Below are 12583 nucleotides of genomic sequence, written 5' to 3'. Positions count from 1 at the left end.
ATCGGGAGTGGCGGGACGGGCGCGGGCGGCGGGTGCACGGCGGTCACCGGGCCCGCTCGGCCAGCACCTCGGCGAGCTCGCCGGGGTGGCTGACCATCACGTCGTGGCACGCGTCGACCTCCACGACGTCGGTGATCCCGAGGCGCCCGATCGCCTGCCGCTGCCGGACGGGCGGCTGCGCCCGGTCCCGCAGCGGCAGCACCCATGTGCGCGGGACGGCCGGCATCCCCTCCTGCGACACCGGCTGGGCGAGCACCGTCGCGGCCTCGCGGTACTGCCGGGCGAGGGTCCACGCGGTCTGCTCCGGCGTCATCCCGTTGCAGAAGGCCCACCGGGCCAGGGGTCGGGGCATCGGCGCGGACACACCGCCGCTGCGGGCGCGCCGCGCGGCGACCCAGCGGAGGGGGCCGGAGATCGTGTCGAGCACCGTGCCGCCCTCCGGCGGGATCGCGCAGGCGATCCAGACCAGTCCGGCCAGCCGGTCGGCGCCGAGCCGCCGCGCGGCGCCGGGGAGGGTGATGCCCGCCATCGAGTGCCCGACGAGCACGACCCGGCCCAGCCCGGCGCGGTCGACCTGCTCGACCACGCTCTCGGCGCAGCGCTCGATCGTCAGCGTGGCCAGGTCCCCTGGTTCCTGCCCGCGGCCGGGCAGGTCGACGGCCAGCACCGGCAGGTCGGGGGCCTGCTCGGCGAGCGCCGCGACGGTCGGCTCCCAGCAGTTCGCGGCGTGCGATCCACCGTGGACGAGAACGAGCGCGGGCCGCTCTCCCGAGGCTGCCATCAGAAGGCCGACCGGTGCTGGCCGCCGTCGACGGCGATGTAGTGGCCGGTGAGGTAGCCCGCCTGGTCCGAGCAGAGGTAGGCGATGGTCGAGGCGATCTCCCCCGGTTCCCCCAGCCGTCCGGCCGGCACGCCCGCCTGCTCGATCATCCAGGTGCGCCGCGCCTCGGGGTCGGTCAGTCCCTCGTGGTTGGCGAGGTACCAGTTCGTCGTCTTGGTGCCGATCCAGCCGGGCGCCACGGTGTTGATCGTGATGCCGAAGCGGGCGTACTCGTCGGCCACGCTCTTGAGCAGTCCGACCGTCGAGGGCCGGGTGGCGTTGGCGACCGTGTGGGGCGGCTTCATCTGCGGCTCCTTGGCGGTCGCCGAGCCGATGTGCACGAAGCGCCCCCATCCGGCCTCCTGCATGCCGGGGAGCACGGCGCGGAGCATGTGCACCTGGCTGAGGGTGTAGGTGCGATAGGAGTCCACGTAGTCCTCGGCGCGGGTGATCTCGGCGAAGAAGCCGCGCACGTGGAAGTCCGCCTGGGTCACCACGATCTGCGGTGCGCCGAGCCGGTCCGACACCTCGGTGACCGCTCTGGCGATGCCCTCCTCGGTGCTCATGTCCGCGGCCACCCCGACGGCCTTGCCGCCGGCCGCGGTGATGCTCTCCACGGCGGAGTCGATGTGGCGCTGCGTCCGCGCCACGACCGCGACCTCGCTCCCCTCGGCGGCGAGCAGGCGGGCGACCTCCAGCCCGATCCCCTTGCTGCCACCCACCACCAGGGCGGGCCGTCCCGAGATGCCGTAGTCCATGCGCCGTCCTCCTCGTCGAGGCCGGCGGGAGCGCCGGTCGGAAGACCATCACGCCGCGATCTGACGAGAATGTCAACTACTTGGGCAGATGAGTTAGCTGATTCGCCGCCCTGGGCTTCAGGAGCACCGCGGACGACCGAAAGAGGCACGAGTCGTCGACCCCCCGGAGGCAAGAGAGATGAGCGTTCCCCCACCCGAGCCGGCTGGGCACAGCACGGACCACCCGCCGACCCGGTCCGCGGCGGCCGGCCGCGGACCCGGGCTCCGCGGCCGGCTGCTCGCGGCCATCCTGCTGGTCGCGCTGACCACGATCGGCGTCAGCGTCGTCGGGCTCACCCGCATGTCCGACCTCCGGGACACCGCCGAGCGGGTCTACACCGAGGGCACCGTGCCGCTGGACCAGCTCCGCGACCTCGAGTCCGCGTGGTGGGAGTTCCGCAACCACCGGACGACGCTGTCGGTGCCCGGGCTCCCCGCCGACGTCCTGACGCGCACCCAGGGCCTCATGACGGACGCGCAGGCGCGGGTGAGCGAGCTGCTGGAGACCCTCGAGTCCACCCCGATGGACCTCGCCACGCGCGACGCCTACGCGGCCTACCGCGACGCGGTGATCACGTACCTCGAGCTGCTGCCGCAGGCCGCCGCGGCCTTCCGCGCCGATGACACGGCCACGCTGGCCACCCTCTTCCCCCGGCTGACAGCGGCCGAGACGACGTCCTCGGACCAGATCGTCCTCGCCACCACGGCCGCCTCCACCTACGCCAGCCAGGTCGCCGAGGAGGCCGCGGACTCGTACGCGGCCGCGCGCACCTTCACCGTGCTCGTCATGGTCATCGGTCTGGCCGTCTCCGTCGTGCTGGCGCTGCTGGTGGCCCGGAGCGTGCTGCGTCCCGTGCAGCGGATCCGCGAGGTGCTGGCCCAGGTCGCCGGCGGTGACCTGCGGGTGCGCGTCGGGCCGACCGGCGGCGCGGAGCTGGGCGAGGTCGCGCAGTCGCTGGACCACACCCTGGACTCGCTGGGTTCGGTGCTGCACATGGTGGGCGACGCGTCGCAGCGGCTGGCCGGTGCATCGGACAAGCTGAACGCGGCGTCGGGCGCCATCGCGGACAACGCGCGGACGGCGGCCGGCCAGGCGGACTCGGTGGTCGTCGCCGCCGGTGAGGTGGCCTCCAGCGTCGACACCGTGGCGGCCGGTTCCTCGCAGATGGAGTCCGCGATCCGCGAGATCGCGGCGAACGCCACCCAGGCGGCCCGCGTGGCCGGCCAGGCGGTGACGGTCGCGGAGAACACGACGCGCACCGTCGGCAAGCTGGGTGACTCCTCGCAGGAGATCGCCACGGTCGTGAAGCTGATCAACGGCATCGCCGAGCAGACCAACTTGCTGGCCCTCAACGCCACGATCGAGGCGGCGCGCGCCGGTGAGGCGGGCAAGGGCTTCGCCGTCGTGGCCAGCGAGGTCAAGGAGCTGGCGCAGGAGACCGCACGGGCGACCGAGGACATCAGCCGCCGGGTCGAGGCCATCCAGGCCGACACCGCCGGCGCCGTGGACGCGATCGGTCAGATCAGCACGGTCATCGGCGAGATCAACGACTTCCAGGCGACCATCGCCGCGGCGGTCGAGGAGCAGACGGCCACGACCAACGAGATGAACCGCAACGTCGCCGAGGCCGCCAGCGGCTCGCAGCAGATCGCCAACGCCATCTCCGGTCTCGCCGCGGGCACCCAGGAGACCAACTCCCGGGTCGAGGACGCCCAGCGCGCCGCCGCCGAGCTCGCGCGGATGAGCGGGGACCTGCAGCAGGCGATCGCCCGCTTCGCGGTCTGACGAGGGCCGGCAGCGCCGTCCCTCCAGGGGCGGCGCCGTCGGCGTCCCGGCGACCGGTCAGAGCAGCTCGAGGATGGTGGCGTTGGCCTGGCCGCCGCCCTCGCACATCGTCTGTAGGCCGTACCGGATGCCGTTGTCGCGCATGTGGTGCACCAGCGTCGTCATCAGCCGCGCGCCGGACCCGCCCAGCGGGTGGCCCAGCGCGATCGCGCCGCCGTTCGGGTTGAGCGCCTTGACATCCGCTCCCAGGTCCGCCAGCCACGCCAGCGGCACCGGCGCGAAAGCCTCGTTGACCTCGAAGGCACCGATCTGGTCGATCGACAGGCCGCTCCTGGACAGCGCCTTCTCGGTCGCCGGGATGGGCGCGGTCAGCATCATCACCGGATCGGACCCGGCGAGCACCGCGGTGTGCACCCGCGCGATCGGGGTGAGCCCGAGCTCGCGGGCCTTGTCGCTGGTGGTCATCAGCAGCGCGGCCGAGCCGTCGGAGATCTGGGAGGAGTTCCCGGCGGTGATGACGCCGTCGGGCCGGAACGCCGTCTTCAGCGTGCCGAGCTTCTCGACGGTGCTCTCGCGGATGCCCTCGTCCTGGCTGATCACCGTGCCGTCGGGCAGGGTCACCGGCGCGATCTGCGCCGCGAACCGCCCCTCGGCGCGGGCGGCGGCGGCCTTCTCGTGGGAGGCGACGGAGAACTCGTCGCACTGTGCCCGCGACAGCCCCCACCGCTCGGCGATCATCTCCGCACCGAGGCCCTGGTTGGGCGCGACGCCGTCGTACCGGTCGAGGAACGCCTGCGGGAACGGGTTCGCCTCCCCCGAGGCCGAGCCCATCGGGACCCGGCTCATCGACTCCACGCCGCCGGCGACGACGACGTCGTACTGGCCGGCCACCAGACCGGCGGCGGCGAAGTGCACCGACTGCTGGCTGGAGCCGCACTGCCGGTCGACCGTCACGCCGGTCACCGACTCGGGCCACCCCGCGGTGAGCACCGCGGTGCGGGCGATGTCGAAGGTCTGCTCGCCGACCTGGCTGACGCAGCCCCAGACGACGTCGTCGACCAGTGCCGGGTCCACCCCGGCGCGCTCCACCAGATTCCTCAGCACGTGCGCCGACAGCTCCGCCGGGTGGACGCCCGACAGTCCGCCGTTGCGCTTGCCGACGGGCGTGCGCACCGCCTCCACGATCACCGCGTCACGCATGGTCGGTTCTCCCCTCGGTCGTCCGGATGGATCCGTTCTCGGCGGGTGCCGCCGATCGGCCCCGCCGCCACTCCTCGAGCACCGGCCGCCCGTCCCCGCCGCGCGGGCCGGGCGCCGTGGGCGGCACCGGTGGCGTCCGTGAGAAGCGGGGGGCCGGCGCGGCCTGCCAGGCACCGTCGACGTCGACGAAGGTGCCGCGGGCGGCCAGGTGAGGGTGCACCGGCGCCTCGTCGGGGTCCAGCACCGGCGTCACGCAGGCGGCGGTGCCGTCGAACACTCTGCACCACTCGTCGCGGCTGCGTGCGGCGAACGCCGCGGTGAACAGCTCCCGGAGCCGCGGCCAGCCGGCGCGGTCGTCCTGGGCGGGCAGGTCCTCCGCCGCGAGACCGAGCCCCTCCAGGAGCGCCCGGTAGAACTGCGGCTCCAGGGCTCCGACGGCGACGTACCGGCCGTCGGCACAGGTGTAGACGTCGTAGAAGGGCGCGCCGCCGTCGAGCAGGTTGGTGCCACGCTCCGCCCACTCGCCCTGTGCGCGCAGCGACCACACGAGCTGGGCCAGGACGCTCACGCCGTCGACCATGGCGGCGTCGACGACCTGGCCCCGCCCGGAGCGCTGCCGCTCGACGAGGGCGGCGAGGACGCCGACGAGGAGGAACATCGAGCCGCCGCCGTAGTCGGCGACCAGGTTGGCCGGGAACTGCGGCCGCTCCCCCGCCCGGCCGAGCAGGGACAGCGTGCCGGTGAGACCCAGGTAGTTGATGTCGTGGCCGACCCGGTCGGCCCAGGGGCCGTCCTGGCCCCAGCCGGTCATCCGCGCGTAGACCAGCGCCGGGTTGCGCGCCAGGCACTCGTCGGGCCCCAGGCCGAGTCGTTCGGCCACCCCGGGCCGGAAGATGTCGACGAGCACGTCGGCCTCGGCGACGAGGTCGAGGACGAGCGCACGGCCCTCGGGGGACTTCACGTCCGCGGCGATGGACCGGCGGCCGCGCAGGGTGGCGTCCCGGTCGGCGGCCCCGATCTGCAGGCCGCCGGCGGGGCGCTCGACCCGGACGACGTCGGCGCCGAGGTCGGCGAGCACCATGGCCGCGTGCGGGCCGGGGCCGATCCCGCCGAGCTCGACGACGCGGATGCCCGCCAGGGGGCCGGTCACCGGGGGGCCATGCGGATGGCGCCGTCGAGGCGGATGGTCTCCCCGTTGAGCATCGGGTTGGCCACGATCTGGGTGACCAGCAGCCCGAACTCGTCCGGGTCGCCCAGCCGGCGCGGGTGCGGCACCTGGGCTCCGAGCGAGTCGCGCACCGGGTCGGGCAGGCTCGCCAGCAGCGGGGTGTCGAAGGTGCCCGGCGCGATGGTCACGACGCGGATCTGCTTGTCGGCGAGGTCGCGGGCGATCGGGAGCGTCATGCCGACGATCCCGCCCTTGGACGCGGCGTAGGCGGCCTGCCCGATCTGTCCGTCGAACGCGGCGATCGAGGCGGTGTTGACGATGACGCCGCGCTCCTCGCCCAGCGGCTCCTGCGCGGCCATCCGCTCGGCGCCCAGCCGCAGCACGTTGAACGTGCCGATCAGGTTGATGCCGACCACGCGGGCGAAGCCCTCCAGCGGCGCCGCGGTCCCGTCGCGGCCGACGACGCGGGCGGCCGGGCCGATGCCGGCGCAGCTGACCACGACGCGGACCGGCCCGAGCTCGGCCGCCCGGTCGAATGCGGCGCGGACCTGCTCCTCGTCGGTGACGTCGGCGACCGCGTACTCCGCGCGGCCGTCGAACGAGGCCAGCACCTCGTCGCGGTCGGTGCGGGGCAGGTCGAGCAGCACGACCCGGGCGCCGGCGCCGGCCAGCCTGCGTGCGGTGGCCAGGCCCAGGCCGGAGGCCCCGCCGGTGACGACGGCGACCGCGCCCTCGATGTCCATCTGTCCGTGTTCTCCTGTCCGGGGTGGGGATGTCGCTCAGGCCGCCAGCTCGACGAGGGTCGCCACGGAGCGCAGGCGGCCTCCGTGGTCCTCGGCGAGCGGGGTGGCGTTGAGGGTGGTGACGCCGGCGTCGGCGAAGGCCGCCATCCGCTCGGCGACGTAGCTGCGGGGGCCGACGAGCGACACCCCGCGGACGAGCTCCTCCGGCAGGGCCGCAGCGGCCTTGTCCTTGCTGCCGTCGAGGTAGAGCTCCTGCACCTTCGCCGCCTCCGCGGGATAGCCGTACCGGCCGGCGAGGTCGTTGTAGAAGTTCTTCCCCCGGGCGCCCATGCCGCCGACGTAGAGCGCCAGGTGCCTGCGCACCCGCTCGCGGCCACGGTCTGCCTCGTCGTCGTCCTCGGTGACCAGGACGTTCACGTCGGCGACGACGTCGAGCGGGCCGAGCTCCGGGTCCCGGCGGGCGGCACCCTCCGCGAGCGCCTCCCCGAATGCCGCCTCGGCCCCCTCGGGCAGGTAGAAGATCGGCTCCCACGCCTCGAACAGCTCCGCGGCGAGGGCGACGTTCCTGGGACCGAGGGCGGCCAGCATCATCGGGATCCGCGCCCGCTCCGGCCGGTTGATGAGCTTCAGCGGCTTGCCGAGCCCGGTGCCGCCGTCCTCCGCGGTCAGCGGGACGCTGATCTGCGGTCCCCGGTGGTCGAGCGGCTCGCGCCGCCACACGGCGCGGCAGATCTGGGCGACCTCCCGGGTGCGGCCCAGCGGCGCCCGGTAGGGCAGGCCGTGGAAGCCCTCCACCACCTGGGGGCCGGATGCCCCGATCCCGAGGGTGAACCGCCCGCCGGAGACGTGGTCGAGGCCGGCCGCGGTCATCGCGAGCAGCGCCGGCGTCCGGGAGTAGACGTTGAGGATGCCGGAGGCCAGTTCCAGTCGGGTCGTCCGCGCGGCGAGGAAGCCGAGCAGGCTCACGGCGTCGAAGGAGTAGGCCTCCGGGACGAACAGGATGTCGAGCCCGGCGGCCTCGTACTCGCCGATGACCGCGGCAGTCTCCGCGAAACCGCCGCTGTAGGACAGCGGCATGCCGATCCGCATCCTGGCTCCTTCCCCGTGGCCTGCCGGCACCGTACCGCAGATATCGCTAAATGATCTGCCGCGATGACCGTCACGGGGTGAGCCCGGCCTCCAGCACCCGGACGGCCGCCTGCTGATCCCCTGCGATGCGCACGCCGGGGGCCGTCGGGTCGACGCGGCCCCACAGCAGGAGGAACAACTGCTGTGCCGGTCCGGTCACGGCCGCTGCCGGCTCGCCGTCGCCGATCCGCCAGTCCCCGCCCTCCACGGCCCGGAGCCTGATCGATACGGGCAGAGGGGGCCCGCTGCGCAGCCGCCGGGACACGAAGACGGTGAGCACCTCGTCGATGCCATCCGCCGCCTGCACCGCGGGCACGGCGTCGACGGGTCGCCGCAACGCCTGCTGGACGTCCCACCGGTGCACGGTCGTCTCGTGTAGCTGCCTCCGCGCCCAGAAGCCCGCGGTGCGCGGCGGGGGGCCGAAACCCCACGCCTGCGCGTCGGGCCGGGTTCCGCCCAGTGCCTCGAGCAGGTCGCCGGCGGCCGCCGCGTAGTGGTCCGCCACGTCGCCGACGAGTTCCGGGTCGGCCATGGCGACACGCTCACCTCCGGCCCGGACCGCGGCGGCGCCCCAGCGGTGCACGGCCGCCAGGTGTTCCCCGAGGTGCCGCAGGGTCCAGCCCGGGCACGCCGGCACCGCGGCATCCGGCTCCCCGCCGGCGAGGAGACCCGCAACGCGATCGGTCTCGACGCGGAGCGCGCCGAGCAGATCCGACCCACCCTCGGCCTCGGCCACCATCACGGGCACCTCAGGACGCCGACCGGCGCATGGACCACATCTGCGAAGGCCGCTCGAGCTGCATGGCCACGTCCCAGCTGACAGCCGTGGCCGTCTCCGTACGAAAGCTGGCCACCGCGAGCCGGGCGAGGTCCGGGTCGGAGGCCACCCGCCGCGCCAGCTCGTGCGCACGGTCCTCGACCGCGGCATCGTCGACCGCCTCCCACGCGAGTCCCAGCTCGGCCGCACGTCCGCCGTCCACCTCCTCGCCGAACAGGGCCATGGCCGCCGCGGCCTCCCGGCCGATCAGCCGGGACAGCAGCACGAAGTGCCCGCCCCCGGGGTGCAGACCGCGCTTGAGGAAGCCGCAGATCAGCCGGGCGTCCCGGGCCACGATCCGCAGGTCGGCCGCGAGCAGCATGTTCATGCCGGCCCCGACGGCCGAACCGCGGACCGCGGCGATGGTCGGCACGCGGACCGCGCCGAGGCGGCGGAAGGAGCCGTAGATCGCCCCCACGCCGTCCCAGCCCTCCGCGGCGGCGGGGTCCTGCGCCGCGTCGGCCAGCGTCGCGATGTCCCCGCCGGCACAGAAGGACCGGCCCACGCCCTGCACGACCACCGCGCCCACCTCCGGTCGGGCGTCGACCTCGTCGAGCGCCGCGACGAACTCCGCGGCCATGGCAGGCGTCAGTGCGTTGCGCCGCTCAGGGGCGTCGAGCGTCACCGTGGCGACGCCGTCGGCGACGTCGAGCCGGACTTCCTGGTCGGCCATGTCGGGACCTCTCTCGTTGATCGTGACGACAGGCCGGCTCATCCGGCGTCCCGCGTCCTCGCCCGGTCGTCCGGGCGGAGCGTGGTGGAGGGACGGGCCGCGACCGGGTCGAGCAACCGGCCGAGCGCACCGTGCGGCAGGCCGTGCAGCAGCTCCAGGCGCTGGGCGGCGGCCGGCGTCGGCACCGTGGCGCCGGTCTCCCAGGACCGCACCTGCCGCCCCGACGTCCCGAGCTCACGCCCCATCGACGCAGCGGACCGGCCGACCCCCGAGCGGAGGACTTCCAGCAGCCGGGGCAGGTCATCCCGACGCCAGGTGCTCGGATGAGGCAGCGGGGGCAGTGCGATGCCCCCGGCGGCCGCCACCCGGGACGGCGACCGCTGGAGACAGCGCGCCACGACGGGGACCGCCCACAGCGGCAGCGCAGCCGCGCCCCGCTCCCAGCGCGCGACCGACCGGACACTGACCCCCAGGTGGTGGGCGAGTTCCCGCTGGGTCCAGCCGCTGCCGCGGCGCAGCTCGGCGAGTGGCCTCCGGCACCGCGGCGCGATCACCCGGGCCGACGCCACCAGGTGCTCGGTCGAGCAGCCGAGAACGGCGGCGACGTCACGCAGGCGTGCGGCCGGGACCGGGGCCCGACCGGTCTCCCAGGCCACCACGGTCGCCGCCGCGACGCCGAGCCGCAGGCGGAGCTCGCGCTGGGTGAGGCCCCGCTCCCGACGCAGCGCACCGAGGCCTGACAGCACCGTCCCGCCGGCGGCGGCGGGAACCTCGGGGAGGACGCGGTCCAGGTCGGCCGGGCACAGCCGCAGGGCCGCGGCGACACGGGCACGGGACGCCGCCGACGGACGGCGGCCGCCGGTCTCCCAGCGGGAGACGGTCGCGGGGCCGACGCCGACCTTCCGCGCCAGCTGGGTCGCCGTCAGTCCGGCAGACAGCCGCGCACGACAGAGCGCGGAGGCGGACGAACCTCCCGACGTGGAGGGCGTCCGCACCCGGTCCGGCCCCGCGACGGCGCGGAGCCGGTCCACCGGGACCCCGAGGGCCTCGGCCAGCCGCGCCATCTGCAGCGGCTGCGGCCGGACCCCGGCGATCTCCCACTGGCGCAGGGTCGTGTGGGCGACGCCGATCCGCCTCGCGGCGGCCGCGCGACTCAGTCCGGATGCCGTCCGCCACGCGACGAGCGCCTCCCCCAGGGCCCCCACCGGCGGCGCGGCGTCAGACATCGGTGATGCGGACGCCGGCGTGGGCCTTGTAGCGGCGGTTGACCGACACCAGGTTGATGGTCAGGGCCTCGACCTGGCGGGCGTTGCGCAGCCGGCCGGCATAGACCCCGCGCATACCCGGCAACCGCCCGGCCAGGGCCTGCACCAGATCGGTCGAGGCGCGATCGTCACCGACGACCATCACGTCGCCGTCCAGGGTCGGCCGGGACAGGTCCTCCAGCAGGACGGCCGACAGGTGGTGGAACGCCCCCACGACGTGCGAGTCGGGCAGCAGCGCCGCGGCCTGCTGGGTCACCGACCCCTCCGGGACCTCCAGCACGTACGCGCCGAGCTCGTCGAAGCCCATCGGCACCACGCAGTCCACGACCACCTTGCCCGCAAGCGGCCCGGCCAGGTCCCGGACGGTTTCGGCGTGCCCACCGAAGGGCACCGCGACGATCACCAGGTCCGCGGCACCGGCGACGTCGGCGTTCCCGCCGCCGGTCACCGCGGCCTCCACGCCGCCGGCGGTCGACGCGCGGTCGGCGACCTGCGCGGCCACCTCGACGGCCCGCTCGGCGTCGCGGGAGCCCAGCAGGACCCGCTGACCCGCGGCCGCCAGACGCACGGCCAGGCCCCGTCCCTGCGGTCCGGTGCCCCCGAGCACCCCGACGACCAGGCGGGCGGCATCGACGGGCGCAGCGGCGCCGGCGGTGGAGGACATGGGTCTCCCCTCATGGCGCGCGATGGCGCTGGACACTGGATTCAGGTGATTGAGTTAACTGATACACCGGGGCCCCGGTCGGTGCAAGCGACGCTCGGGCCGGCTTGACACCACGGTCGGGCGGCGATCTGCTCCCGGCACCACGGCCGGGGCCGGTGCCGCCTCGGACCCGGCGCCGACATCCCCGGGAGGCCACGTGCCCAGCACCCCGTCGCCGGACCGGACCGCCCGTCCGCCCACCGACGTGCGGCAGATCGTGCGGACGGCCCGGACGCCGCGGTCGCCCGGCACGGAGTTCGGGGAGGCGCCCCTCGTCGCCGGCGGCCGACCGTGAGCTCCTCCCCCACAGGCGCCTCCGACGTCCACCCGTTCTCCGTCGCCGTCTCCGACGAGCACGTGGAGGACCTCCGCCGCCGCCTCCGCGCGACCCGGTGGCCCGATCCCGAGACCGTCGACGACTGGTCCCAGGGTGTACCCCTGCACGTCCTGCAGGACCTCTGCGCGTACTGGGGGGACGGGTACGACTGGCCGAGCCGGCAGGCCCGGCTGAACGGCGTCGAGCAAGCGCTCACCGAGGTCGACGGGCTGCCGATCCACTTCCTGCACGTCCGCTCGGCGCAGCCCGGGGCCCTCCCGCTCGTCCTGACCCACGGCTGGCCGGGCGCCGTCGTGGAGTTCCTGGACGTCCTCGGCCCGCTGACGGACCCGGCGGCGCACGGCGGCGACCCCGCCGACGCCTTCTCGGTCGTCGCGCCCTCCCTGCCCGGTTACGGGTGGAGCGGGAAGCCCACCCAGGCCGGCTGGGGGCTCCCGCGGATCGCCGACGCGTGGGCCGAGCTCATGGGCCGGCTCGGCTACCGGCGCTTCGGCGCCCAGGGCGGGGACTGGGGCTCCTTCGTCGCTGCCAACCTCGGCGCTCGCCATGCCGACCGCACGGTCGGCGTCCACCTGAACATGGCGAGCGCCCCGCCGCCGCGGGGCTTCGAACCCCGTACCGAGCGGGAGGAGCGCGCCGTCCGGGCGGCCCGGCACTACCGCACGGTCGACTCCGGCTACGCGAGCCAGCAGCAGACCCGGCCGCAGACGCTCGGCTACGGCCTCGCGGACTCCCCCGCCGGCCAGTGCGCCTGGATCCTCGAGAAGCTCTGGGCGTGGACCGACTGCGCGGGCGACCCGGTGCAGGCGCTGGGCGCCGACCGGGTCCTCGACCTGGTCTCGGTCTACTGGTTCACCGACTCGGCGGCGTCCTCGGCCCGCCTGTACTGGGAATCCGCCCGGGATCCGTCCGCGCTGCGGCCGGCGGTGTCGGTCCCGGTCGGCATCTCCGTCTACCCGCATGACATCTACCAGCCCCTGGAGGACTGGGTCGGCGGGCAGTTCCCCGACCTGCGGATGTGGCGGGAGCACGTCCGCGGCGGCCACTTCGCGGCGCTGGAGGAGCCGGGGCTGTTCGTGGAGGACGTCCGGGACTTCTTCCGACCGCTGCGGACGACCTCGCCCACTTGACGTTTCCGTCAAAAAG

Annotated in this window: 13 protein-coding genes; 3 read left to right on the top strand and 10 right to left on the bottom strand. The window is 74.8% G+C overall.

Going from position 1 to position 12583, the window contains the following annotated elements; all coding sequences use genetic code 11:
* Window positions 1-43: 43 nt before the first annotated feature.
* Together ACK586_RS08225 and ACK586_RS08220 are read right to left on the bottom strand one after the other, a co-directional pair.
* Entirely contained in the window at window positions 44-781 is a 738-nt protein-coding gene (locus ACK586_RS08225) for an alpha/beta fold hydrolase (RefSeq protein WP_409329977.1), read from the bottom strand.
* Entirely contained in the window at window positions 781-1578 is a 798-nt protein-coding gene (locus ACK586_RS08220) for an SDR family oxidoreductase (protein ID WP_409329976.1), read from the bottom strand. The genes ACK586_RS08225 and ACK586_RS08220 overlap by 1 nt, the downstream gene beginning before the upstream one ends.
* A gap of 178 nt (window positions 1579-1756) precedes the next feature.
* On the opposite strand from ACK586_RS08220, the gene ACK586_RS08215 reads away from it, so the two are divergent.
* Window positions 1757-3403, top strand: coding sequence for a methyl-accepting chemotaxis protein (locus ACK586_RS08215; RefSeq protein ID WP_409329975.1), 1647 nt, complete (start codon window positions 1757-1759; stop codon window positions 3401-3403).
* A gap of 57 nt (window positions 3404-3460) precedes the next feature.
* Here the strand turns inward: ACK586_RS08215 and ACK586_RS08210 are convergent, their stop codons facing one another.
* From ACK586_RS08210 to npdG, 8 genes are all read right to left on the bottom strand, one after another.
* Window positions 3461-4603 carry a thiolase family protein gene (locus ACK586_RS08210; RefSeq protein ID WP_409329974.1) on the bottom strand — a complete coding sequence of 381 codons (1143 nt, stop codon included), beginning with the start codon at window positions 4601-4603 and terminating at the stop codon, window positions 3461-3463.
* Entirely contained in the window at window positions 4596-5753 is a 1158-nt protein-coding gene (locus tag ACK586_RS08205) for a CaiB/BaiF CoA transferase family protein (protein WP_409329973.1), read from the bottom strand. The genes ACK586_RS08210 and ACK586_RS08205 overlap by 8 nt, the downstream gene beginning before the upstream one ends.
* The gene (locus ACK586_RS08200; protein WP_409329972.1) at window positions 5750-6514 is read right to left on the bottom strand and encodes a 3-hydroxyacyl-CoA dehydrogenase; all 765 of its coding nucleotides are present in this window, start codon (window positions 6512-6514) and stop codon (window positions 5750-5752) included. The genes ACK586_RS08205 and ACK586_RS08200 overlap by 4 nt, the downstream gene beginning before the upstream one ends.
* Before the next feature lie 36 nt (window positions 6515-6550).
* Window positions 6551-7603, bottom strand: coding sequence for an LLM class F420-dependent oxidoreductase (locus ACK586_RS08195; RefSeq protein ID WP_409329971.1), 1053 nt, complete (start codon window positions 7601-7603; stop codon window positions 6551-6553).
* A gap of 70 nt (window positions 7604-7673) precedes the next feature.
* Window positions 7674-8381, bottom strand: coding sequence for a maleylpyruvate isomerase family mycothiol-dependent enzyme (locus ACK586_RS08190; RefSeq protein WP_409329970.1), 708 nt, complete (start codon window positions 8379-8381; stop codon window positions 7674-7676).
* Between the two features lie 10 nt (window positions 8382-8391).
* Window positions 8392-9174: an enoyl-CoA hydratase/isomerase family protein gene (locus ACK586_RS08185; protein ID WP_409329969.1), complete on the bottom strand. Its 783-nt coding sequence runs from the start codon at window positions 9172-9174 to the stop codon at window positions 8392-8394.
* Complete coding sequence (locus ACK586_RS08180) at window positions 9171-10358, bottom strand: helix-turn-helix domain-containing protein (protein WP_409329968.1); 1188 nt, start codon at window positions 10356-10358, stop codon at window positions 9171-9173. Before ACK586_RS08180 ends, ACK586_RS08185 begins: the two co-directional genes overlap by 4 nt.
* On the bottom strand, window positions 10351-11061 hold the full coding sequence (gene npdG / locus ACK586_RS08175; protein ID WP_409329967.1) for an NADPH-dependent F420 reductase: 711 nt from the start codon (window positions 11059-11061) through the stop codon (window positions 10351-10353). The genes ACK586_RS08180 and npdG overlap by 8 nt, the downstream gene beginning before the upstream one ends.
* Window positions 11062-11257: 196 nt before the next feature.
* Between npdG and ACK586_RS08170 the strand changes: the two genes are divergently transcribed.
* Both ACK586_RS08170 and ACK586_RS08165 read left to right on the top strand, forming a co-directional pair.
* Complete coding sequence (locus tag ACK586_RS08170) at window positions 11258-11395, top strand: hypothetical protein (protein WP_409329966.1); 138 nt, start codon at window positions 11258-11260, stop codon at window positions 11393-11395.
* Window positions 11392-12567 (top strand): epoxide hydrolase family protein, encoded by a 1176-nt coding sequence (locus ACK586_RS08165; protein WP_409329965.1) that lies wholly within the window; start codon window positions 11392-11394, stop codon window positions 12565-12567. Before ACK586_RS08170 ends, ACK586_RS08165 begins: the two co-directional genes overlap by 4 nt.
* The last annotated feature ends 16 nt before the right edge of the window (window positions 12568-12583 follow it).

Origin of the sequence: Trujillonella humicola, assembly GCF_046233715.1 — a bacterium.
Lineage (GTDB): Bacteria > Actinomycetota > Actinomycetes > Mycobacteriales > Geodermatophilaceae > Trujillonella > Trujillonella humicola.
Note: the sequence above shows the minus strand (reverse complement) of the source record. Positions and strands in the feature narration are given on the sequence as shown.

Bases quoted from the DNA above. Each gene is read 5' to 3' on its own strand.
- ACK586_RS08190 (WP_409329970.1), bottom strand. From the start codon at position 8,381: ATGGTGGCCGAGGCCGAGGGTGGGTCGGATCTGCTCGGCGCGCTCCGC.
- ACK586_RS08195 (WP_409329971.1), bottom strand. From the start codon at position 7,603: ATGCGGATCGGCATGCCGCTGTCCTACAGCGGCGGTTTCGCGGAGACT.
- ACK586_RS08180 (WP_409329968.1), bottom strand. From the start codon at position 10,358: ATGTCTGACGCCGCGCCGCCGGTGGGGGCCCTGGGGGAGGCGCTCGTC.
- npdG (WP_409329967.1), bottom strand. From the start codon at position 11,061: ATGTCCTCCACCGCCGGCGCCGCTGCGCCCGTCGATGCCGCCCGCCTG.
- ACK586_RS08200 (WP_409329972.1), bottom strand. From the start codon at position 6,514: ATGGACATCGAGGGCGCGGTCGCCGTCGTCACCGGCGGGGCCTCCGGC.
- ACK586_RS08215 (WP_409329975.1), top strand. From the start codon at position 1,757: ATGAGCGTTCCCCCACCCGAGCCGGCTGGGCACAGCACGGACCACCCG.
- ACK586_RS08220 (WP_409329976.1), bottom strand. From the start codon at position 1,578: ATGGACTACGGCATCTCGGGACGGCCCGCCCTGGTGGTGGGTGGCAGC.
- ACK586_RS08185 (WP_409329969.1), bottom strand. From the start codon at position 9,174: ATGAGCCGGCCTGTCGTCACGATCAACGAGAGAGGTCCCGACATGGCC.
- ACK586_RS08225 (WP_409329977.1), bottom strand. From the start codon at position 781: ATGGCAGCCTCGGGAGAGCGGCCCGCGCTCGTTCTCGTCCACGGTGGA.
- ACK586_RS08210 (WP_409329974.1), bottom strand. From the start codon at position 4,603: ATGCGTGACGCGGTGATCGTGGAGGCGGTGCGCACGCCCGTCGGCAAG.